Source organism: Sporosarcina sp. FA9, from assembly GCF_051550205.1.
Taxonomy (GTDB): Bacteria; Bacillota; Bacilli; order Bacillales_A; family Planococcaceae; genus Sporosarcina.
This window is the reverse complement of the sequence record NZ_CP188819.1, coordinates 855,361-879,561: the sequence shown is the minus strand read 5'-3', so window position 1 is coordinate 879,561 and position 24,201 is coordinate 855,361. Positions and strand designations below refer to the sequence as shown.

The window sequence follows — 24,201 nt, the reverse complement described above, 5'->3', positions numbered from 1 at the left end:
ACTACTATTGTAACAAATAAAGTAGTTGCTATGCGAACCATTTTGAATCATTCGCGGGAACTCTTTTTATTCCATTAAAAAAAGGCCTTCAACAACTGGTAAACCAATTGTCAAAATGCCTTATTTTTAAGACTCATCGACTACTCATTTCATGATACATATAACTTAGAGCCATTTGAAACTGTTCATCATTTTCCCGATTATTGCGATACTCTTCTATTTTTGTTTTCATTGTTAGAAAGAACTTTCGGTCCATACTATTTTTTGTATCGACTTTCATATCTGTTCGGAAGTTTTTAACTGCCCCGGTAGTGTTTTCATCATAATAACCATCTTCACGACCGACATTATACCCTAATGCCATTAATAAACGTTGTGCATACGCGATATCTTCATTGAAATCGCCTTCTTTAAATTCACCAGTCACAATCCGAATATGTTCGTCAAATAGAGCGTTTTGCTCAACTTCAAGATCCGCTGCAACACCTTTTCCATGAATCCAAGTTTCTTTCGGCGTCAACCATTTTGCAGTCGACAACTTTACTTCCCCGCCGTTCGATAAGTCAATTGTTTCTTGAACAGTCCCTTTACCAAAACTCGTTGTTCCTGTGATATAACCTCTTTTTAAATCTTTTAACGCACCGCTGAGTACTTCACTAGCCGAAGCGCTGCCTTTGTCCTGCAATAAAACAACCGGCAATTTTTTCAGTTTTTCATTAAATGTATAGTCTTCAGACTTTTCCACAACGAGTGGCGTCATAATTCCTTTTGCATCTTGCATAAAGGTGAAAACAGTTTTTTCGGGCAATAAACTTCCTGCAATTTCAGCGACACTATGCAAATATCCGCCTGGATTTCCACGGACATCAATTATAAGTCCCTGTATACCCTTTCCTACAAGCTTATCCGTTGCTCTCTGCCATTCAGCAGCTGTTTCCGCCCCGAACGTCGTAATCGATATGTAACCGACTTTCCGCTCACCATCTTGTATCACTTCACTCGACACCGTTTTCACTGCAATCACGTCTCGTATCACAGACAACTCTAGATGTTTATTTAGATCCGGTCTAAAAATAGTCATGGACACAGTCGTCCCTTTTTTCCCGCGAATACGTTTGACAACGTCTTTAAGTGTGTCACCGTCTACTCGTACTCCGTCGATTTGCACAATTTCATCATAAGGACGTAGACCGGCCTTATCAGCAGGAGAAGACTTTATGGGGGCAACAATTACAAACTTCCCATTCGTCCTTGTAATTTCAGCCCCGATGCCAATTCGCTCGCCAGCAAGAGACTCCTTGTGAGCCGCAGCTTCATCTGCCGTTAAATACGTCGAATATAAATCTCCAATCGAGTCCGCCATTCCGCGCAGTGCACCTTCCGTAATCATCTTCTCATTGACTGGGTAAACTGCCCTTTCTTGAATGATGGAAAACGCCTCATCGATTACAGAAACGGCTACATTCGGCGCTCCATCCACACTCCCCCCTTTACTAAACGTACCATTTATAAATATAAATAATACGACAGCGGCAACTGCCACTATTGCGAATAAAAAAGCCCGGAATCTACGCATACCACTCCTCCTCCGTTCACTATATGAACGACGAGGAAACAATACGACATCAGAAACCAAGCTTCTATTAATTCAATTTATCTACATACTCTTTTAACGTTTTCTCATCCATTGCTGCAACAACTTTTTGACCAATTGTTCCATCTGTATTTATAAAATAAGATGTTGGAATCCCAATAACGGCATACGCATCCATTACACGCCCATCTTCATCAAGAGGGATTGGGAAATTAAGTCCAAATGCATCCACAAACTTTTCAATGCCGTCCATCCCTTTGCGTTCCTGTTTTGTTAAATTAACTGCGACAATCTCTACATTATCGGACTCTTTATTTTTCTTATAATAGTTTTCCATATGCGGCATTTCAGCTTTACAAGGTCCACACCAAGATGCCCAGAAATTGAGTATCACTTTTTTCCCTTTGTAATCGGATAGTTTTACAACGTCACCAGAAAGCGTAGTAAGTTCGAAATCAGGTGGTATGTTTCCCGGCTTAAACCCTGTAGTTTCAGCAAGTGAGTCCCCAGTTCCTGTCGATTGTGGAATAGGTTCTGCTTTTTCAAGATTTGATTTTACGGTCAACACAACCATTGCTCCAATAATTAGAGCAGTTATTAAGATTCCTACTGTCTTCTTATTCATAATTTCTCCTCCGATTCACGTTTAAAGTTCAAACAAATTGCAAAAAACACTCCTATACAAGCCGTTGCAATAACAGGCGTTGCTGTTATTCCATCTTCTTGGAAAGCCGCAACAAAGACATGTACTGCTATCCATAATACAGTGAGCTGAATTGCCCAACTTCTTGATTTATGCACATTTATCCAAACGAGTACACCAAAGCCAAGAAATAAACCAATCGTTACGAGATTAACAATCCAATCGTCCGGATTCATTGCAACCATAAGTATTTGATAGACTACTTGGACGGTAACTGCACCTACAAAAAGTGCTACAAGCCTTTCAACTGAATAATTCTTTCTAATTTCAAATACAATTCTTACTCCAGCAACTGCGAGTCCTAGATAAAAACCTACAATCCCACCATTAAAATATATAATAGAAAGAGGCGACTTTATGACTGTTTCAAAGTTCGTTAAAATAACACTTAACTTCCAAACAATAATAAAATAAAAGAGTGCATCTGAAAAGACATCCGCTGGAAGCTTTCCACTTCTAATTCGAACAACACCAAACGCGATAACAAAAGCCACGGCAAGAGCTATCCATGATGAGGGAACTGAAATAGAACCAATCATATACATCGTTGTATCCGACATTCTTTTGTTGCTCCTTAAGTTCATTCTCACGTGTATCCTAACGAATTTATGTATGGATTGCGACTTTTTTGCCCACAAAAAAAGAGTCCGCAGCTATTTAAAGTTGCGGACTCCAATACTATTAAATAGGTACATAGCGACGTGGATTTACTGCACCAGAACCCGAAGAGTAATACCCCACATGAAATTCAAAATGCAGATGCGGACCTGTTGAGGCCCCTGTCGAACCAATCTTCCCAATTGCTTGCCCTTTTTCAACAACTTGACCGGGTGAAACACCAATACTTGAAAGATGAGCATAAACTGTTGTGAATATTGATCCATTCACTGAATGGGTCACTACTATATGATTTCCAAGTGTGCCGTGAAAACGAGCAGTGGATACAACGCCATCACCTGCGGCTACAACCCTAGTACCAATTGAGTTTGCAATATCTGTTCCTGCATGCAGCTTACTTATGCCGTATATAGGATGGTTACGATAACCAAATTCTGATGACACCCTTCCACTTGCAGGTCTTGTCCATGTTCCATTGGAAACTGGTGGTGTGTATGACGAACTAGAATTTCTATTATTAGCCGCTGCCCTTGCCGCAGCTGCAGCAGCTGCTGCTTTACGTTTCTTTTCTTCAGCAGCTTTACGAGCCACTTCAGCAAGTCGCTTTTGTTCGGCAACAATTTCCTGTTCTACTTCTTTACTCAATTCATGAGCTTCATGATAATCTTCTTCCAAATTGCTTTTCTCAGTCTTTAATTTTGATTGTTCTACTTCCAATTGTGATACAAGACTGTCTTTCTCATTCTTTTGTGATTCAAGAGATTTCTTCATCTCTTCTAGTTCACTTTTATTCTCTTCTTGTTCTGCAAGTTTTTGTTCAACAACCGTTTTCTCTACTTCCAATTGTTCCTGATCAGCAGCTTGTTGTTTCATAATTGTACGATCCGCATCCATGAGCGTGCTGACAGCAGAAAAACGGTCTATAAAGTCTGAAAAGCTATTCGCTCCAAGTAATACATCAAGATAATTTACTGTGTTGCCTTTCACTTGCATCACTTGGACTCTTTCACGAAGTACAAGATCCCGTTCTTTTATCTTTTGAATGAGGTCCTTAATTGAGATTTTCAATGCCTCAATTTCAGTTGTAGTTTCTTCAATTTCAAATTCCATTCGTTCAATATTATCATTTGTTTCTGTTACTTTATTGTTTAAAATAGTAATTTGTTCAATAATCTTTGCAATTGTTGACTGATTCTCAACTATTTCAGTTGTTTTTTGCTTAATTCCTGAATTCAAATCATTCTTCTTTTTCTCAAGTTCATTATGTTCATCTTTCATATCTTTTAAAGAAGCCGCAGATATGTTCGGCATGATTGAAGACATTAGGAAAGTTGCCATTACTGCTGACAATATCCATTTATTAATTTTCAATTCGTAAGTTCCCCCTCATAATCACACTTTGCTATTTTAAACCTTTAGAAACTTACGAATTGACATAAAGCTTCCCCACACTCCAATGAAGATGCCCATGAACAATAGTAAGCCGTTAACTTGATAAAGGAATGGTGTCACATTTAGTAGTTGAAATAGTTCTCCTACTAGTCGTGGCTCTAAATAGTTATGTATGTTCGTATAGGAAATTGTAAGTATAACCATAGGTAGAATTGCACCAAAAATACCGAGCCAAATTCCTTCTAGTAAAAACGGAATGCGCACAAAATTATTTGTGGCCCCTACTAACTTCATAATCTCGATTTCTCTTTTTCTAGCAACAATCGTTATACGTATCGTGTTTGATATTAAGAACATCGCTGTGAATAAAAGAGCAATAATCAAACCAATTCCAATGTTACGACTTAAATTCAGCACGTTGAAAAGTTTCTCAACTTTACCTTCGCCGTAAACTACTTCATACACATAATCGAAAGATCCTACTTCCTTTGCAATTGCAGCTGTTTGCTGCGGATCCTTTGCTCGAATATAAAATGCATGACGCAGTGGATTGTTTTGCTTAAAAAGTCCGAATTCATCACCGAAATCTTTCATCATTTTGTCTAGCTCTTCTTCGTTAGAAGAATATATCACTTCGAGTACGCCATCCGTTGAACGTAGTTTTTCTTCAAGACTGGATATAACTTCTTTGTCAGCAGCAAGATCTACAGTCATTTTTATTTCTACATCTTTTTCAATATTTGTTGCCAATTCGTTGAGATTCATCATTACGACAATAAAGGCACCTACAAGAAGAAGCGTGACTGTTACTGCACTAATAGATGCAAATGTCATCCAACTGTTTCGACCTAAACTTTTAAAACTTTCACGTATATGCCTTCTTATCGTTCTAGCTTTCATAACCGTAATCACCTCCGAACTCATCTCGGGTGACCATTCCTCCATCGATTGCAATAACTCGGTGTCTAATCTTGTTAACAATTTCCTTGTTATGTGTGGCCATAATTATGGTTGTCCCACGTAAATTAATTTCTTCAAAAATCCTCATGATATCCCATGAAGTTTCCGGATCTAAATTACCTGTTGGTTCGTCCGCTATAACAACTTGCGGAACATTGACGATCGATCTCGCAATGGAAACCCTCTGTTGTTCACCGCCCGATAACTCGGTAGGAAACATTCTAGCTTTATGTGTAAGCCCCACTAGCGCAAGGACATCGGTCACTTTTTGTCTGATTTGTTCTGGCGATTCCTCAATAACTTCAAGTGCATACGCCACATTTTCATAAACGTTCAACTTTTGTAAAAGTTTGAAATCTTGAAATATTACGCCTATCTTTCTTCTTAAATATGGGACTCTTTTTTCACGCAGTGTTCCAATATTAATGCCGTTAATAATAATTTCACCGCTTGTTGGTATTGTTTCTCGGTACATCATTTTAATGAATGTTGATTTTCCGGCCCCACTCGGTCCAACAACATAGACAAATTCGCCTCGACCAATTTCGATGTTAATACCATTTGCAGCTACTACACCGTTCGGGTACTTCTTGTAAACATTTTTCATCACAATCATGTAAAAACCACCTGAATCTTAAGCATTTTGATTTTATCCAACAAACCTATTGTAACATGTTTCGCTCATCGAATTATTACAGTTATATTTCATTTGTTAAATTAACAATATCCGTGTCAATTGTTGTCCGAAAAAATTGTCATTCCACCAATATTAACTTGATAAAAACATATACTTACTATACTAATCTGACTATTCGACTCTTTTTGGCAAAGTCCTCTATTCCTTCACACTATTATTTTAATAAACAGCAAATTCTTATCAATAAAGCAGTTTCCCTGTAAATAAGGTAGATTCTTAGTTTTCTTTGTAGATTAATGAGGTGAATGTTATTAACCTTGTTGGTTGTTCATACTAGTTTTAGATAAGCCCCTTTGTAAAACCAATCGACTTCTATGTATACAGTTTCTTTAAATTCAGCAAATGAAAAAATTTGTACATTAAACGAAGGAGCTAGAGAATCCTGTTAGCCGTTGCTTTCCATTCCAGATTGCGCTTTCCGGCGTAGAAGAATACAGTTCATTCTTCTTTGGGCACGGCCTCATTCGGCCTCCTCGTCGCGAAAACCACGCTCCTGTGGGGTCTTCAGCTCGCGCTGATCCCGCTGGAGTCGCCACTCTGCACTCCAATCAGCTGGATATATGGTAAATTTAAGTTCCATAGAAAAAACCGAACTAAGCAAATGCTTAGTTCGGTTTTAATTTAAAGGGTACGAATTATTTCTTTTCAGCAAGCCATTTTGCTACTGCTGTAGCTTCGTCGCCTTTGATGATTCCTCCAGGCATACCTGGTTTACCGTCAACGATAATGTCGTGAATTTCAGACTCAGACAAGTGTCCGCCAACTTTATCAAGCGCGGGACCAGCTCCACCTTCAAGGTTTCCACCATGACATGAAACACAGCTGTTTGCTTTGTAAATTGTTTCGCCATCAGCTGAAGCTGTTTCAGTTCCAGTGTTCGTTGAAGTATCCTTATCAACCGCTTTGTCTCCGCCACATGCACCAAGCACGAGCGTTGCACCAAATAATACTGCTAAAAGTGTTTTCTTCAAGTAATTCCCTCCTTCGACTGAATAGTATCGTTCTAAGTAAGTATACCAAAATTACACACTTTTGAACCCCATATAAATTTCGGCATTATAACTTTCAACAGTTAAAACATGATACTAACAAGCTTTTCCATTTGTACCAAATTTGTGAACTGCCCAAAGTAGATTGATCTATTCTTATATATACCCAGTTTTTCAAACTCAAACCTCGTTATTGAAAATTCGGCCAATCACGAAATCTGCGAACGTAAATATGCATTTATAAAGAGATCGATTTCGCCGTCCATAACCGCACTAACATTACCTGTTTCTGCATCTGTTCGGTGATCTTTCACCATTGAATACGGATGGAAAACATATGAACGTATTTGACTTCCCCAACCAATTTCTTTTTGATCTCCACGAATTTCAAGAAGGCGTGCTTGCTCTTCTTCGACCCGTATTTGATAAAGTTTTGATTTTAGTAAGTTCATGGCACGTTCACGGTTTTTAATTTGCGATCGTTCCGTCTGACAAGTTACAACTGCACCTGTTGGTAAATGCGTCATTCGTACAGCAGAATCAGTCACGTTGACGTGCTGACCGCCTGCACCACTTGAACGGTACGTATCGATTTTAAGATCCTCAGTTCGAATTTCAATATCAATATCGCCGTCAAATTCCGGCATTACTTCAATTGACGAGAACGATGTATGGCGACGTCCTGATGAATCGAATGGAGAAATCCGCACAAGACGATGTACGCCTTTTTCAGCTTTCAAATAGCCATAAGCGTTATGCCCTTTAATCGCTAATGTCACAGATTTAACACCTGCTTCATCGCCTGCTTGGTAGTCCAGTGTCTCTACTTTGAAACCATTATGCTCTGCCCAGCGCGTATACATGCGCAGAAGCATCGATGCCCAGTCTTGGGACTCAGTTCCACCTGCACCTGAGTGAAGCTCCACAACGGCGTTGTTGCGGTCAAATTCACCGCTTAAAAGCATCTGTAAATCAAACGCTTCAAGTTTCTTTTTATGTTTCTTCAGTTCAACTCCAAGATCCTCTTGCATTTCTTCATCGAACTCTTCACGAAGTAGTTCAAGCGTCATTTCAAGATTTTCTTGTTCATCGGATAACTCCATGTATTCTCCGACAACATCTTTCAATGCGTTCGACTCGGATATTACTTGTTGTGCTGTATTTTGGTTATCCCAAAAACCAGGCTCCGCCATTACTTCATCAAGTTCTTGGATTCGTGCCTCTTTGTTTTCTAAGTCAAAGAGACCCCCTAAAGTCGACTAATTTCTTAGCGGATTTGTCTAGCTCGTTACGTACTTCGGATAATTCGATCATTTGCATTTTCCTCCTGAAATATGTTGCGTTTTAATTAGTTTTTACCGTGACAGTTTTTATATTTCTTCCCGCTGCCGCATGTACAAGGGTCATTTCGACCGATGTTAACCGCGCGACGAACTGGTTTCTTACGAACAGCTTCCCCGTCTTCTTTCGGATTCACTGCTTGCCCTTTAACCACTTCTTCACGTTCAAGATTATTGCGTATTTCAGCCTTCATTGCGTATTTCGCGGCATCGTCTTCAATAAGCAGAACCATTTCTTCGAACATCGCGAAACCTTCACTTTGATATTCGCGAAGTGGATCGGTTTGACCATAAGCACGTAAATGAATTCCGTGACGTAATTGGTCCATCGCATCAATGTGTTCCGTCCATTTTGAGTCAATTGCACGAAGAAGAATTACTTTTTCGAATTCGCGCATGCGCTCCCCCGTCATTTCTTCTTCTTTTTCATCGTATCGATTGAGCACTGCTTCGTTTAACATTGCCTCTATCTGATCCGCCGTTTTACCATCCAAATCCGCTTTCGTAATGCTTCCTTCAGGTAAAAGATTCGCCCCTATGAAATCTTCAAGAGCTTTTAGCGTCCAGTTATCCGCACTCGTGTCTGAGGTATGAACTAAAACCGCACGCTCAATAACAGACTGCAACATTTTCTCAACAATGCCGCGAATGTTTTCAGATTCAAGAACTTCATTTCGTTCTTTATAAATGATTTCCCGTTGTTGACGGAGCACATCATCGTATTGAAGAAGACGTTTCCGTGAATCGAAGTTATTCCCCTCAACGCGTTTTTGTGCTGACTCCACAGATTTGGAGACCATTTTCGATTGAATCGGTGTCGTATCATCCATACCAAGACGCGTCATCATTGATTTCATTTGGTCGGAACCGAACCTGCGCATTAGTTCATCTTCAAGCGATAAATAGAACTGCGTAATTCCTGGATCACCTTGACGTCCTGAACGACCTCTTAACTGATTATCAATTCGACGTGATTCATGACGTTCTGTACCAAGTACCGCAAGACCACCGACATCAACGACTCCATCACCGAGCTTAATGTCTGTACCACGTCCTGCCATGTTCGTAGCTATCGTAACTGAACCTTTTTGACCCGCTTCTAAAATGATTTCCGCTTCGCGGCCATGGTTTTTTGCATTCAGCACATTATGTTTGACCCCGTATTTTGTCAAATATTTCGAAATAATTTCAGACGTCTCTATTGCAACTGTACCGACAAGAACCGGCTGTCCATTTGCATTCCGCTCTTTAATATCCTCCGCAACAGCTCTGAATTTTCCCTCCATTGAAGAATAAATCAAATCTGCACGGTCATCACGGACAATTGGGCGGTTTGTTGGAATTTCAATAACGTTCATATTGTAAATATTACGGAATTCCTCTTCCTCTGTTTTCGCCGTACCTGTCATTCCAGAGAGCTTGTCATACATTCTAAAAAAGTTTTGGAATGTAATTGTTGCAAGTGTCATAGTTTCATTTTGAACTTCCAGACCTTCTTTGGCCTCAATTGCCTGATGCAGTCCATCGCTGTAGCGACGACCTTTCATAAGACGTCCTGTAAATGAATCGACAATAACAACATTGCCTTCTTCAACGACATAATCGATATCGACATGCATACTCACTCTTGCTTTTAAAGCTTGATTAATCACATGATTCAACTGCACATGACTAAGATCGAATAAGTTGTCGATGCTGAATGCTTTCTCAGCCTTCTCAATTCCAGACTCTGTTAAAACAACACCTTTAGTCGACTCTTCATACGAAAAGTCTTCTTCATCTTTTAAAGTTTGAACAAACATATTCGAAAGTCTATAAAGTTCAGCAGCCTTCGCAGCTTGTCCGGAAATAATAAGCGGCGTACGAGCCTCATCAATTAAAATTGAGTCAACCTCATCTATAACGCCGTAAAATAGTGGCCTTTGTACTTTGTGTTCATTATAAAGCACCATATTATCGCGTAAATAGTCAAAACCAAGTTCATTATTTGTACTATACGTCACGTCTGCTTGGTATGCTTCACGTTTTTCTTCTTTTGACATGCTGTTTAAGTTTAAGCCTACTGTTAAACCAAGAAATTCATAAAGATTGCCCATTTCCTCAGCATCACGACTCGCAAGATATTCGTTCACAGTTACAACGTGAACACCTTTTCCAGCAAGCGCATTTAAATAAACCGATAGCGTCGATGTAAGCGTCTTACCTTCACCGGTTTTCATTTCAGCAATATTTCCTTCATGTAAAGCACTAGCACCTATAATTTGGACGCGAAACGGAGTCATACCGAGCACTCGAGTCGATGCTTCACGAACAACCGCAAATGCTTCAACTTGAAGTGAATCGAGTGTTTCCCCGCGTCCAATACGTTCTTTAAATTCTTCTGTCTTTTGTTGAAGTTCATCATCCGAAAGTTTTTGCATGTCGGAAGCTAGAGCTTCGACCTGATCTGAAACTTTTTCCAACCGCTTTATATCTCGTTTATTCGAGTCAAATAATTTTGATAAAGCACTTAGCATTTAGGTCACATCCTCATTTAATTCACCCTTCATTTTAACACTGCCTTTAGTCCGGTGCAAATGTCTAAACCCTTTTATTCAAAAAATAAATCCTTAGGCAGTCTAACCACCTAAGGATCCATTAAAGTCATATGTTATTGAACTTAATTTGTTTCAATTAAACCGTACTGACCGTCTTTACGTTTGTAAACGATATTTGTTTCGTCTGAACCAGAATCTGTAAAAACAAAGAATGTATGGCCAAGCATATTCATTTGTAAGATCGCTTCTTCCTGGTCCATCGGTTTCAAGTCGAATCTCTTCGTACGTACAACAGAGAATTCTGAGTCGTCATCTTCGGAAACTTCTGTAGCTGTGCTACCGTTGCTTTTACTTACAGAAGCAAAGAAAGCTGCAACTCCTTCACGTTCACGAAACTTACGATTGACTCTTGTTTTATATTTACGAATTTGACGTTCTAATTTATCGACGATTAAATCGATTGCTGCATACAAATCAGCATGACGTTCTTCAGCACGTAGTGTTAAGTTTTTCATTGGGATTGTTACTTCTACTTTTGTTTGCTTATCATTATAAACTTTCATATTTACATGTGCAGTTGCGTTCGCACCGTCTGTAAAATATCTCTCAAGCTTTTGAATCTTTTTCTCGACGTGTTCGCGAATCGCCGGAGTCACCTCAATGTTCTCACCACGGATATTGAAATCTAGCATAATGAACTCCTCCTTTTGTTAACTATCACCTTCACCTGTACACTTCTATACGTTCCCACAATAATCCTTCTAGAAACCTAAATTTAAAAAAGAATTTTGTCGAATTATAAGAGAGCCTTGTCAGGACAAGGTTTATGAGATGAATTTCTTTTATTTCTTTTCGCTAATTTCGGACTTTCTTAGTAATTTGAGCTCCGCGACAATTAATTGTTCTTTTGCCAAATCTTCTTCGAAATCAAAACCATACAGAAAATCCCCATGGTAAGACTCTTTCCAAACGATTGTACCAAGAACATCAATTTTTGCTTGATACAGGATAAATTCCAATTGAATTTTTACAGCTTCATGCGCAAGAGGAATATCAAATTTCGCAAAGAGCTTGGCACCACCAGGACTTAAGTCAACTAGGGCACAATCTCCTTTCTTCGATTTTTGCTCATTGGCTTCTCCCATAACAATTCTAAAATTCGCATCTAAGGGTTTCCCGAATGTATAGCGAAAATACTCCGATCGTTTATAGAACATCCCTTACACCCCGTTCCTTAGCATATCTTTAACTTAACCCGATTATACCAAAAGAACTTCATTTATTCCACATTCGACAAACTTCGCGTCCGTCGCATCGTTCCTCCAATGGTAACTACCATACGTTCATTATCCCCCACAGTTGTATGTATGGACGCATTGACTTCTTCCAATGATGCACTTGATTCCGCAAGTAAATCTGCAAAGGATGCCGTCATTAATCCGATGTCATTTGTATCTTTGGTTATCAATGTCATTTTCTCGTCAAATATACTAATTTTTGAATGTAAATCGGATAGCAAACTATGCATACCAACAACCTTTCCTTCAACAACGGTTGTGAATTCTGTTTGTGTAGAAAGCTTTCCAGTACTGTCTGTTAAATGCAGCCTAGACTTATTGTTCATATCATTCACATCTGCAAGATTCGCATGAATTTCAACAAGTGTATCTGCTGTCATTCCCGCAAGCTTTCGAATTTCATCCGCAACGACTGCGAAACCTTTTCCATGTTCGCCCGCTCGAGCGGCTTCAATGGACGCATTCAGTGCAAGTAGATTCGTCTGACCTGTAATCGTTTCAATCGATTTTGCCAGTGCATTCGTTTTCATTATATTATCCGTAAGTTCATCAAACGAAACATTTAATCCATTCAAAAACTCTCCGACTTCATCCATACCGTTCCGTAAATTCCCCATCAACTCAACAATTTCACTTGATTCATTTCTCAGTTGCAATGTGTTGTCGTTCATGAAATTCATTTCCCCGTGCATGCCGTCGATTTCTTTCGTTGTCCGCTCTGCATTTTGCGCAATTTGCGAAATCTGAGACGCCTCCTGCTCTACCCCAGCAGCGACTCCGTCCATTATTTCTAGCAACTCTTGCTGAGTTTCCAAATGACGTGCAGCTGTCTCACTAATGCCCGTTAAATCATCCGCCACATGCTCTACGCCTTCGTTCAATAAGCGATGTCTCTCTTCTTCCTGAAGAGCTATAGTGGCCTGTTCAGCCGTAAACGCTCCAACTTTCAATTCAAGCTTTTTCGTTTGACTAATTTGAATGAATAATCCTACCGCAAGCAAAATTAAAACAAGCAGAAGACTTCCTTTACTATCCGCAATCGTCTCTTGATAAGGATACTTAATGAGAAACGAAAAAATAACCAAAAGCGCAAGTACTGTTCCAAAAGACATCAAACTCTTTGATAAATGAACACTTGAAATACCTAAAATAAAAAATGCAATACCAACAGTTGCAAGAGACGGTTCTCCTACAATGGCACTAAACAATGTTGCGAATCCTGTTAATCCAAGTGCAATCCAAGGGAATAACTTTTCAAACAACTGTTGCTTCTTCGCCAAAAAATAGGTAAGAAAAGTGAAAACCACTGGTATCGCCATACTTATTGACTTAATGGTTTCTTGCCCTGTTACTAAATAAAATACCAATCCAATAAAACTCGATCCACCTAAAGTTATAAAAAGAATGAAGTTTTTATCCGAAAACTCTTTACTGCGTATCGCCGCTACACTATGCATATAAATCCCCCCAAAGCTAATCGTTTCATCCATCACAATGAATGAGTACCCACTCATTATATCTCTGCATTAAAAATAGGTAGAGAAAACTCTCTACCGCAGTTTTTTTCAAATCTTCATTAAATTTTCCTGTCCACGAGTAGACCAACAAATTCCCGCATAGCTGCATGGATGTCCATCAATTTCTTGGAAGGTATTTCTCGAATGACTTCTTCCGTCTGTGGATCCACAATTGTTACATAGTATTCATTTAGCTTCTCATGAAATTTAAATCGTAGTTGGGTATTGGCTGTTTCCAAAAACGTGTTCATACTGTCTGTCAATTGCTTCGCCTTTTCGGCAGGAAGCTGTTGCCCATTGCCAGACCTTTTCTCTGTATTATTTAAAAAATCCGGTACCTGTGCCACTTTGATATCCAAAGCCGGAGTAATTTTGTCCATTTGAACAATCCCTTGTTGCGAAGAACCCCCACCATCTATACGACTGACCATTCCTCAAACCTCCCTGTTCTAGATGTACACATTATTACTCCTAATATCGGCATGGGAAGTTTAAAGTTTAGCAAAACCGGAAGTTATTACTACAAATTAGGCGCCTATTCTAAATTAAATAAAGAGGTCGTACAGAAATGTGAGTTTCATTTGCTGTACGACCAATACTTATATTATTCTAACTAATCATTTCCTTGCATAAGTTCTTTCATTATCTATTTTACGGACATCATACAGAACAAGTGACTCATTAATAATTATCGGGTTCAATCTTGTTCGTTCTTCTACCTTATATTTTAGTTTATATGCTCGTTGAATTTTCTTTTCAAATGTATAGGAACTTAACTTTATATCTATATTGGTACCATTACTTAGAAACACCCTTGTTGTTTTCTTACAAATCGATTCATGTCTCTCGATATGATGTAACGCAAACCATATACAATCTGGGTTTGTAGGCGATTTAGTTGGAAACCAATAAAAATCGAGCATTTGATTAACAACTATTGGACACATCGTTATATTCCCTAAAATTGCCCGAGAACCTTGACTCGCACCATTAAAACTTGAACCAAAGTATCTAAGGTTTTGATCAATTAGGTCGGTTGGACTCATTGAAACTTTAACTGTTCCACGGCTTTCCATTGCAAGTGTATCTAAATTTTCTCGTTCATTACGCACTGGCTTAAAGAGCATTGTTTCTCGTTTCATTATATACATTCTAGCTAAATCCATTTATTCATCCCCCTTTTCAATTTTTACAACTATCTATTTTGACGAAAAGGAGTATACTTACAATAGTTGGTATACTCCAACGCTAATCCCTGAGTAAGTCTTCCATGACTTCATTACTCAGGGATTTCTTTTTTTGTACTTGTATTCACACCACGCTCACCTCCCGAACTGTATATTTCGAAATCCTACTTCCCTATTTTTGTATTAAACGGACTTCCAATTTACAAGAACTTTGGACCTATTCACTTTTATAATTCTTCCGTATTATTAAGTGTACAAAAAAAAATCCTTATCATTACTATCCACTATATTACGACATCATTTGACCTAATTATCACGTCTTTTTTTATTGTATACTAGAAACTAAAGCTTGTCCAACGTTTCTTAATATTCCGAAAAATTTAAATTAATAGGATATTATTGAATGATTAAATATTCTTATTTACATGTTTAAAGTCCCTTATTCAATTCTTGAAATTTGCGAGAGAAAGTATAAAATAAAACGTTTTTCACTTGGATTCACATTATTTATACGTATCTTTTTGAAAAAAGTACTGCTTGGATACTGCCAGATATTCAGGCTGATATAAGCAAACTATAGGTGCTTCATCAGCTAGTAAATCTTGGTCTTCTATTGAGCGCAAGTCGGATATTTGGGTCATTTTCCATACGGGCTCCGTCAAGTGCTTTGGTTTCTGTCGGGATTGAAAGTTGAGGATTTATGGTGTGTGGGATTAGGATTTCCCGTAGTGCGTGGTTATCATGATCGTTTTGCGATGGTCTTTCGGTGCCTGCGCGATGCCAGGTGTGCAGTCTTTTCCGCAGGACGCCGCGGGGACCTCTTTGGCTACCTTCCTTTAGTGGCGCTTCTGCACTCTTTGCTGCCTTCCTTGAGTTTGTGTTTTTCAGGACTTCTATTAGGTTAGTGGATAGTACTAAACATAACCAGAGAAACAGAAATTCAATATAATCCTACTGTACAGTAGGTCTTTCTAAGAATAAACAGCATTGACAATAATACGAACGTATGTTACGTTAATTGTACAATAAATGATAATTCGTTCACTATAAAGATAAGAATATAGAAGTATAAATTCAAACGTAAGGAGGAAAAAGTATTGGGTGAAAAAATTTTACAACAAATTTTGGTTGAGATGCAAGGTTTGACAAAGGAAGTATCTGGTATCAAGTCAGATGTTTCTAGCATCAAGTTAGAAATTACTGGTATCAAATCGGAAGTTTCTGGTATCAAATCAGAAATTTTTGATATCAAATCAGAAATTACTAGTATCAAATCACAATTGGATGAAAATACACAAATCGTTAAGGTGATTCGTGATCGTCAAGAAGAAACCGATGCTAAGCTGGAGAATCTAACAATGGAGGTTCACCACGTACGAGGGGATCTGACGGCTCTCTCCAAAAAAATGATTTCCTTTGAAAACCAATTGGAGTTCAATTCCTTTAAAACGTATATAAACGAAAAGGAAATTTTCAATTTGCGTAAAAGTAGTATTGAAAGTAATAGTAATTAAAAAAATGGGCGAACCTACAGATACTATCTGCTGGGTCGCCCATTTTTTAAAGTAGGAAGTTCCTTTTATAATTAACGACGGTATACAGGTAGCTAATCGAATTTTTCAGTATAGTATTCGAGTTGTGTCCTGCACTAAAATATATCCCAAATAACTGCCTAGTAGTTTACACATCCACCAACAAATTCACGCACCATTAATCCAATAACCTCAATTGCTCAGATTCCCCAATCCGCTCAAATGCAGCTGGATCATTATCTTGGAAATAGGCTGCATTTACGGTTTTTTCTTTTGTCATAATCATTTTCTCCGCATTTTGTGCGCTTCGCAATCGGCAACTATACATCACGGGGAAATAATCGCGTAGAAATTTCCCTTCCGCATGCGCTGTTAATGCGATCATTTGGAACCCTAGTTTTTCCGCGATGAAAAAGACCGGACTTAACACATGCTCACTTGAAGCCTTGCCAAATGGATTATCCAACACAACGACTCGATTTCGTTTCATCGACGTATCCAGCAATTTTTTCTTCTCAGCCACATAACTAAGAATTCCAAGGAACAGTGTCATGTTTTTACTCCATTTTTCACCACCAGACCATTCATTTGATTCCCGCCATGAATAAGACCTAGATGTCACTTCGTTGTTATTCGTTACTTTACGGCAAGACACTTTCATATCGCCATTTTGTAATACAATACGAAGTAATTGCGGTGTTGCAAACCACTTTTCAATATCCGAACGAATCCTTCCGTTATTTACCTTCCCTTCAGGATCGACGTATCGCGGATGCTCAATCCATTCAAGTATCTCGTCGATGTATGTGCGCAGACGGAGAAGTCCTTCTTTTTCTTCCCAATCAGAAATGCTGAAATTATAAATTTGCTTCATGCCCGAACCAAACTTAATGCGCGTTTTTGTCGGAATAACTTCAAGCTCACGGACGACCGTACGCACATGTTCATGCATATAAGTCACAAAATGCTCAAGCTGTTTATCATGTCCACGAATACTTTCTTCGTTAAACCGAATGACGCTGTTCATTTTCGCACGCATATTTTGCTGAAATTCAACAAGTTCCGTAAATTTCCTCTTGTATTCAAGCCCTTGAAGTAAATTATCACGCATTTTTGCATCCGACATATTTCTGCGGACATACGTATTGAAATTATGACGATAATTAATCACACGCTCTGACTCTTCTTTGACAGTGTCGCTTGCTTTCTTCATCTCATTTGTAACCCGACGAACAATGCGCAAAGGTTCATACGTAAATTCATTTGCATCACTTTCAGTGGGTTGCTTTTCTTCAATAGAAGCCGAATTGAAATGATGTGCTTCTACAAACTTTCCAAGTTCAATAAGGGCTTGTTCAACCTTTTGCAACTCTTCAGCAAAACGTCTTAATCCAATAGTGTATTGTTTCTCTTGTTCATTTAGTTTTTCATGCTCCACTTTTAACGTACTTTGAACATTTTTTAACGGCATATTAAAAGTAACAATCTCAACGCCTGGATAATTCCTTTCAAAGTTCCCCTTTAGTTCATTTATTTTCGAATGAACAATTGCTACTTTTGTTGTTTGTTCATTCAATCGTAACGTCTTTATCTTTAACTCTTCATTCTCAACTTTCTCTTGGCGACGCATTCGGTCTATTTCCGCATCACCGTTTTCTGGAAATGAGATTTCATCGAACTCATCCCAATCATTTTGAATCCTTTCAATTTCAGACTCAGCTTCAATTAATCTCTCACGTGCAGTCACTACTTTTGTTTCTAGTTCCCCACGTGAACGTGATAGTTCATTTAGGGAAAGCCTAATCGATTCTACTGTTTCTTTTAATAATTCGAATGTTTTGTCCGTGTATAAAGGCGTTAAATCTTTTACAATTTTGTAGTAATCATTCAATTTCAACATTTGCATTCTCATTTTAATAGAGGACATACTTTCTTGAAGTACTCTTTTTTCATCCTCATAAACCCTTTGCCTTCGAGCTAATTTACGCATATCACGATGCAGACGCTCGATAGTCAAACGAACGGCTTCAGATGCTTCTTTATAATGAATTAAATCTTTCGCTTCACTTTCATGTTGCTGACCAGACAAGATACGGTACTCAAAACCGTTTTGTTGATCTTTCAAATCGGCAATTTGTCGTTCATTCGATTGAATCGTATCTTCAAGACGACCTAACTCTTTCTCACAACGTTGTAAAAGCCTCTTTTTCAAATGAAGCCCGTCTTTTAATGATTGTTCCTTCTCAATCGTATCTTTCAATACTTCATAAGGATATTTCTTGAAAAAGTTGTTAAAAGACAGAAATCCTTCTTCCCAGGCATTTAACTTCGCTTCCACTTCTTGTCGTTCACCCTTAATCCGATCCGCCTCTGTTCGAAGGGTTTCTTTCCATGCACTAAAAGTTTGTGCTTGAGCATTTTGATTCCAATGGAGCGGCAAAACTGCATTGGATACAAATTCCCCACTTCCTTCAACTAAAGACTTTGCAGTTTGTAAATCAATCACATGCACCGGATAAAGTAAGTTTTCTCGAACCTTTTCTACTCTTTCAATGAGCGCTGCTTTTTTATCCGCCGTTGTAATGAGCGTCACAGGCCAATACGGATAAGATTGTAGTTGTTCGTCAATTGATAAATTCAAACCATTTAAATAGCGAATCCCCGTGTCGATTAAACCAATCGTATTTGTCCAGCGCTGTATTTGTTTCTCCATAAAAGGATCCGCAAAGAATACATCTTGCCCCGCATAATCGTCCAGAAATCGATAAGCTACTCTCTCCACTAAATGCTTTTCCTCTTTTTCCTCTTTCAGTCGCTCAATCGTTCGAAAAAGATCTTGTTCCACTGAACTTTGCTTCATATATAAAGAGTCAATCCGGCTTAAACTGAAACTCAACTTTGCCAGCTGCTCTTTTCGGCCCAAATGCGCCTCTTCCATTCGCGAAACAGTGTCTTCAGTTTTCGCCAGTTCAATTAAATCCGCTGTGATTTCACTATTCAGATTTTCTTTCTTCTCTTTTTCATTTATAAGCGATTGCCTTGAATTCTTAGTGTCATTTTGAAGCGAAACAATCGATTCTTCAACTTGCGCATGTTCTTTAATCCATTGTGGAAGCAGTGCGGAAACCGTTTCTTGTTGAGTGTTCGACAAAATCATTTGCCTGATTTTCTTCATAGATTGTTCGAGTGAATCAATCCACGTCTCTTTTTCCGCACGTTCTTTTTCTAAACGAATATGTTCTTTTTGAAATTTTTCACTTTCCCTAGCACATGCCTTAAGTTCATCTTCTATTGGATTAAGTTCGTGTGTGAAACCAGTAAGCTCTTTTTCTAACAGATCTTCTTGCTCTATAAAATAGCCACTTAGTTGTTGATGGGCTGTATGTAATTCATCCGATAGTTCTGAAGCGTCGGATTCCTTGTCTAGCTGCGTAATTTCATCGTTATAATAGGCAACCAATTCGGATTGCACATGCGTAATCATTTTCTGTTTTGCGAGCATTAAAGAATAATACATCTTTTTCAGGCGATGCACATTTTCATCTACACGGTCTTTCTCTTCAGTAATCTCTTGCAATTGTTCTTGGTGCCCTGCCAACTCTTCTTCCGTCATCCTTATCGTCAGTGAGTCGCGACGAGATTCCAGTGTTGCTTGTTCTACTTTTAACTCTCCCATAGCCTGTTCAAGAAGCGCTATTTCTTGTCTAGTCTTCTCACTCTGTTTATTCGCCAATCCATAGACGCCTTTTGTACGGGATTTATGCTCTATATACTGCTGTTCTTTTGTATATAAGACTTCATTCGCCGCAACATAAGCACTTAATTCCTCTTCAATCGCTTCATACTCGCCAATTTGTGCACGCAATTCTTTATACAATTTAAAACTCTTCTGCTGTTCTTCGAAAGTATCCGCAAATCTATTTTCATCAAATCCTGATATAGACGATTCTACAGTCGGTATGAGTAAGCGGTCGTATAATAGTTTTTCTGTTTTACAGTTCTCAAAAAATCGTTCAATGCCGCCCTCGTCTGAATTTATCTTGACAATACTATCCCATTCATCCGAAATAATATGGTATTGCTCTTCAATAAAATGTCGATAGGATTTTATCGTGTCAAACGTTTTCGCAAGTGGCGACTGTTGCACTTTTTTCTTATAATACTCCTCAATTTCAAACCGCTCAGCAGGTCGTTTCCCGTCATCCTTCACGAACGGCATTTCTTCAATTCTATCCGCATCATTCGCGCCGTACTCATACACATATTTAAACGAATCGACTTTATTGTCACTTAAAAACAAACTCACCGCCGTTACCACATAACGCCGAGGTCGCTCAGAAATAATCCATTCAATCGCAATATGCGCGGGTCCTTCCAACTTTAACGTATCTCGTATTTTTCGTTCTCCTAAATTTGTATGTGGAATAACTGCCTGCAACAGCGTCTGTATTAAAACCGTTTTACCACCGCCATTTTCAAGAACAATCGCCCCGTTATACCCATCAAATTTAAAAAAGTCGTCATTATACCGTTTCTGACCTTCTTCATAAACGACATTTGTAAACCGAATTTGACTAATTGCTGGCATCATTATCCCCCTGTTCTGTTTGATAAATAAATTCGAAAATACCTTTATTGTATTCCAAATCCATGAAATACTTCTGAATAATCGTCTTCGCTTTCTCAGTCAGTGTAATTTCCATATTGCCAATTTCCACAACAAGTTGCTGATCTACTAAAAACCGTTTCACTCCGTCAATAAAACTCATACGGCTAATCGTATTTCCTGTTTGTCTTTTCGCACTTTCCCGAAGATCATCCATCGCATCCCACTTCTCGATAATTTGAATCCAGTTATAAGAGAATGCTTTCTCTTCCTTTTTCAACGTCTCTTCATCATGTTCTTTTAACGATTGAATCTGATCATGCACTTCTCGCACCCAATCTTCTAGCCCCACGAAATCTCGCGTCGCTTCTCTCGACTGGTAACTATCATAAAATACGCCAAACAAGATCAGTGTCCCAAAATACATTAAATAGATATCCGCATTTACCGCACGACTTGTGAAATAATGCCGCTTTAAATACTCATTATTCACATGAAAAGGGGACAATCTCGTCTCTGGAATTAAGTACAACTCATTTCCGACAGCCACATTGACGCAACTTACTTCCTTCGCAAACAAATCAAGCAAATCTCGCACATCATCGTCCGCTTTATAAACCGTAGACCATTCCGAACCCACAACACCATCACGAGCCAAATCTCGATACACTTGGAATGCTAAAATCACTTTTTCCTCACTATACCGCATCCTCATCCACTCCCTTGGTTATTGTAAATGTGATATTTTGAATGGTGTAACGCGTAGTTGCACGAATTGTTTCTTTCTCCTCAATTACCGTTAACACATCACGACCAAGTTGTCTAAACACTTCATGAAACGTTTTAATTTCTTCATCCTCATCCTTGAATTCATCCACAAATCGAATGGGCGAACGTTGGTGAACGTACAACCAAAAATGATAAAATGTACGCCGTTCCAAAAAGCCTTCCAACTCCGTTCCTCTAATCCCCTCAATCACTTCAGCAAGTGAATGAACCCCCTCGCCAACTGCTTCCATCAGCAAATTCATATATTCAGTAAAATGCTCTTTCAACATAAGTTGATCGGCGCTATCCACCACTTGGTCATCTACTTTCATAAACGTTTCTTCTGCTGAATCCGCGCGTTCATCCCTGAAACTTTGCGCCTCCAACACTGCAAGCGGTGACCAAATATCAGCATGTGGTAGTTTGAAAAAGGGATGCAAAACCCCTTTCATCGTTTCAAGTGGAAGTGGTTTATTAACAATTGGAAGCACAATATCTTGTTTAAAATTAAATGCCTCAACCCCCATATAATAGAGCGATTGCTGCGCCGCAACGAGCGTATCATTGATCAAAACTTGGCTTTCAGTAAGTAATTTCGAGTGCTCATTATGTACACTTTCAAGCTCTTTCGTAATCGATAAAATATAACTATACGCTTTCGGTGATTCCAAATGGTAATCCTTTTCAAACAAACGCGTGCGGGTTTCATGAACAAAATTCTCCAGTTCGACAAACTCTTCATTCTCACGCGTTAGTCTAAATCGGATATCCCCAAGCAGTTTTTTATAACGTTCAAAAGTATCTTCAGAAACGATATTTCGAAGCACTTCATGTTTCAGCTTCGTCATGCGGTCGCGAAGTGTTTCAACATTAATGCGCATCTCATTAATTTGCCGAAGCGCACTGCTATACTCACCTTTTTCCAGTTGTTTTCGAATCATTAACTGATTGATGGACAACTGGTATTCACTATAAAACTCTTTCGTCGCAAAGATTAATTCAATACCATCCTCATCTAACGTGTAAAACTGTCTGCCCGTTTCCGCATCAAATCCATTGTCTTTCAATATCGAAAAACTGATTGTTTCATCTGTTCCTACGTCCCAATTATAAAACTCCACTTCTTTCCGCTTCCCACCTGGAGGTCGAAATGTCTCGACAAGCTTCGTCGCAAGAACCATCTCTTGTTTAGCAGAAAGCTCATATTTTCCAGTAGTTACATGCTTTATATACTCCGCAAGTTCCAGTTTTCCCGCCCGATTACTCCTGAGCAGCTTATGTTCAAAAAAGAACAGCAACGACAAAAGACCAAGACCATACAAATCAATACGAACTTGATTCACGTCCTCGTCCCGGCTTCGTTTTAAATCATATAAACCATCAAATAATGCAAGTCTTCTCATTCTCTCTTTATAGCCGTCCGTTAACCCTTCCCATTGGTAAGATTCCATGACCAGTCCCTCCAAATCTTTCCGAGTTCAGCAGACTTCAATATTTCCTGCGGATAATAAAACCCACCGTCAAGTAACGTTTCAATCGACTTTGCACTTGGCATCTCAGCAACAAAACTTTGAACCGCCTCTAAATCTCTGCGCTGATTTGTCTTGCCCTTAAACGGTGCTTGGCTTAAACATGCCTCGTAAAAAGGTACAGCTGGTAAAACAGTTCGTTTTCCATTTAATAAATGCCAAATCGTTAATCCAGATCGATCTACATCGCCAAAATAATAGAATGTATGATTCGCGAGTCCAATTGGATATTGCCAATCAAACTGTTCAATACTTTTAACAATTTTATTACCACAACCGTAAATAAGTGTTGAGAAAACCGTTTCCCGTAAAACCGGCAACAGTGCTTGATAGGTCGTTTTATTTTCAACAATAAGATGATACTGGTCATCATTATGTACAGATTGAACATTAAAAGCCAACATCAGTGGATCCGATACTGGAATAATGTTCATAAGGTCCCAAAGCGCAATTCGCTCAAGCAGTGCCCGTCCACCACTTTCATCAATCCACTTCTCATCACCAACAAGCTCAGCACTTCTTTCAGGTGCAGGCACAGCTTCTTTAGGCAGACCATAACTCGTTAAGTACGTATGTATTTGTTTAATAAAAGAAAGGTCTCCAGAAAATATGTCCGTAGTTAAAGAATAATAGCGGTCCAACCGAATTGCAGGATGAAATTGCTCATTGTAGCGATGAAGTTGTCCATAGAAATCATCTTGAATCTTGGATTTATCGATTCGATAACGGTGGGCAATCGAGGGAGTACGCATAGTTTGTCCCGCAGCTTTCACAGCTTGAAGAATTTGTGCATTTTCTAATTCCAATACTTTTGCTGCCAACTCTTCATAAGTTTGGTCCTTTTTGTAGAATATCACCGATAATTCTTCCAAGGAAATCATCACTTTTGACCATCTCGCAAGTACATTCAACTGGTCCTCCACTGGCATCCCCC

The 24,201-nt window shown here is 38.8% G+C and carries 19 protein-coding genes; 1 reads left to right on the top strand and 18 read right to left on the bottom strand.

Going from position 1 to position 24,201, the window contains the following annotated elements; translation table 11 throughout:
* Window positions 1–133: 133 nt before the first annotated feature.
* The 14 genes from ACP8HH_RS04110 to ACP8HH_RS04045 all read right to left on the bottom strand — a co-directional run bounded on the left by ACP8HH_RS04110 (window position 134) and on the right by ACP8HH_RS04045 (window position 14,811).
* The gene (locus ACP8HH_RS04110; RefSeq protein WP_438316216.1) at window positions 134–1,576 is read right to left on the bottom strand and encodes a S41 family peptidase; all 1,443 of its coding nucleotides are present in this window, start codon (window positions 1,574–1,576) and stop codon (window positions 134–136) included.
* Between the two features lie 67 nt (window positions 1,577–1,643).
* Window positions 1,644–2,219 carry a redoxin domain-containing protein gene (locus ACP8HH_RS04105; RefSeq protein WP_438316214.1) on the bottom strand — a complete coding sequence of 192 codons (576 nt, stop codon included), beginning with the start codon at window positions 2,217–2,219 and terminating at the stop codon, window positions 1,644–1,646.
* Entirely contained in the window at window positions 2,216–2,857 is a 642-nt protein-coding gene (locus tag ACP8HH_RS04100; RefSeq protein ID WP_438316212.1) for a hypothetical protein, read from the bottom strand. Before ACP8HH_RS04100 ends, ACP8HH_RS04105 begins: the two co-directional genes overlap by 4 nt.
* 121 nt (window positions 2,858–2,978) lie before the next feature.
* On the bottom strand, window positions 2,979–4,286 hold the full coding sequence (locus ACP8HH_RS04095; protein WP_438316209.1) for a murein hydrolase activator EnvC family protein: 1,308 nt from the start codon (window positions 4,284–4,286) through the stop codon (window positions 2,979–2,981).
* Window positions 4,287–4,322: 36 nt separating this feature from the next.
* Window positions 4,323–5,207 carry a permease-like cell division protein FtsX gene (gene ftsX / locus ACP8HH_RS04090; RefSeq protein ID WP_438316206.1) on the bottom strand — a complete coding sequence of 295 codons (885 nt, stop codon included), beginning with the start codon at window positions 5,205–5,207 and terminating at the stop codon, window positions 4,323–4,325.
* Window positions 5,197–5,883 carry a cell division ATP-binding protein FtsE gene (gene ftsE / locus ACP8HH_RS04085; RefSeq protein ID WP_438316203.1) on the bottom strand — a complete coding sequence of 229 codons (687 nt, stop codon included), beginning with the start codon at window positions 5,881–5,883 and terminating at the stop codon, window positions 5,197–5,199. Before ftsE ends, ftsX begins: the two co-directional genes overlap by 11 nt.
* 716 nt (window positions 5,884–6,599) lie before the next feature.
* A complete protein-coding gene (gene cccB, locus ACP8HH_RS04080) occupies window positions 6,600–6,935 on the bottom strand; it encodes a cytochrome c551 (protein ID WP_438316200.1) in 336 nt (111 codons plus the stop codon).
* A 227-nt stretch (window positions 6,936–7,162) separates the two neighbouring features.
* Window positions 7,163–8,264 (bottom strand): peptide chain release factor 2 gene (gene prfB / locus ACP8HH_RS04075; protein WP_438319029.1). Its coding sequence is split into 2 segments (ribosomal slippage): window positions 7,163–8,191 and window positions 8,193–8,264, totalling 1,101 coding nucleotides; the frame shifts between segments, so codons are not numbered across the junction.
* A 37-nt stretch (window positions 8,265–8,301) separates the two neighbouring features.
* Window positions 8,302–10,809, bottom strand: coding sequence for a preprotein translocase subunit SecA (secA, locus tag ACP8HH_RS04070; protein ID WP_438316197.1), 2,508 nt, complete (start codon window positions 10,807–10,809; stop codon window positions 8,302–8,304).
* A gap of 143 nt (window positions 10,810–10,952) precedes the next feature.
* Window positions 10,953–11,522, bottom strand: a complete 570-nt coding sequence (gene hpf / locus ACP8HH_RS04065; RefSeq protein WP_438316194.1) for a ribosome hibernation-promoting factor, HPF/YfiA family — start codon at window positions 11,520–11,522, stop codon at window positions 10,953–10,955.
* A gap of 150 nt (window positions 11,523–11,672) precedes the next feature.
* Entirely contained in the window at window positions 11,673–12,047 is a 375-nt protein-coding gene (locus ACP8HH_RS04060; RefSeq protein ID WP_438316191.1) for a PilZ domain-containing protein, read from the bottom strand.
* A gap of 62 nt (window positions 12,048–12,109) precedes the next feature.
* A complete protein-coding gene (locus tag ACP8HH_RS04055; RefSeq protein WP_438316188.1) occupies window positions 12,110–13,642 on the bottom strand; it encodes a methyl-accepting chemotaxis protein in 1,533 nt (510 codons plus the stop codon).
* 62 nt (window positions 13,643–13,704) lie between these two features.
* Window positions 13,705–14,076 carry a flagellar protein FlaG gene (gene flaG, locus ACP8HH_RS04050; protein WP_438316185.1) on the bottom strand — a complete coding sequence of 124 codons (372 nt, stop codon included), beginning with the start codon at window positions 14,074–14,076 and terminating at the stop codon, window positions 13,705–13,707.
* 186 nt (window positions 14,077–14,262) lie between these two features.
* Window positions 14,263–14,811 carry a competence protein ComK gene (locus ACP8HH_RS04045; RefSeq protein WP_438316182.1) on the bottom strand — a complete coding sequence of 183 codons (549 nt, stop codon included), beginning with the start codon at window positions 14,809–14,811 and terminating at the stop codon, window positions 14,263–14,265.
* Window positions 14,812–15,929: 1,118 nt separating this feature from the next.
* Here ACP8HH_RS04045 and ACP8HH_RS04040 point away from each other — a divergent pair.
* Entirely contained in the window at window positions 15,930–16,346 is a 417-nt protein-coding gene (locus tag ACP8HH_RS04040) for a hypothetical protein (RefSeq protein WP_438316176.1), read from the top strand.
* Window positions 16,347–16,542: 196 nt separating this feature from the next.
* Here the strand turns inward: ACP8HH_RS04040 and ACP8HH_RS04035 are convergent, their stop codons facing one another.
* Genes ACP8HH_RS04035 through ACP8HH_RS04020 form a run of 4 tightly spaced genes read right to left on the bottom strand, consistent with a single transcriptional unit; the run spans window position 16,543 to window position 24,190 of the window.
* Window positions 16,543–20,952 carry a hypothetical protein gene (locus ACP8HH_RS04035; protein ID WP_438316174.1) on the bottom strand — a complete coding sequence of 1,470 codons (4,410 nt, stop codon included), beginning with the start codon at window positions 20,950–20,952 and terminating at the stop codon, window positions 16,543–16,545.
* Window positions 20,939–21,679 (bottom strand): DUF6063 family protein, encoded by a 741-nt coding sequence (locus ACP8HH_RS04030; protein ID WP_438316171.1) that lies wholly within the window; start codon window positions 21,677–21,679, stop codon window positions 20,939–20,941. Before ACP8HH_RS04030 ends, ACP8HH_RS04035 begins: the two co-directional genes overlap by 14 nt.
* Entirely contained in the window at window positions 21,669–23,189 is a 1,521-nt protein-coding gene (locus ACP8HH_RS04025) for a replicative DNA helicase (protein WP_438316168.1), read from the bottom strand. Before ACP8HH_RS04025 ends, ACP8HH_RS04030 begins: the two co-directional genes overlap by 11 nt.
* A complete protein-coding gene (locus ACP8HH_RS04020) occupies window positions 23,162–24,190 on the bottom strand; it encodes a Wadjet anti-phage system protein JetD domain-containing protein (protein ID WP_438316165.1) in 1,029 nt (342 codons plus the stop codon). The genes ACP8HH_RS04025 and ACP8HH_RS04020 overlap by 28 nt, the downstream gene beginning before the upstream one ends.
* Between the last annotated feature and the right edge of the window lie 11 nt (window positions 24,191–24,201).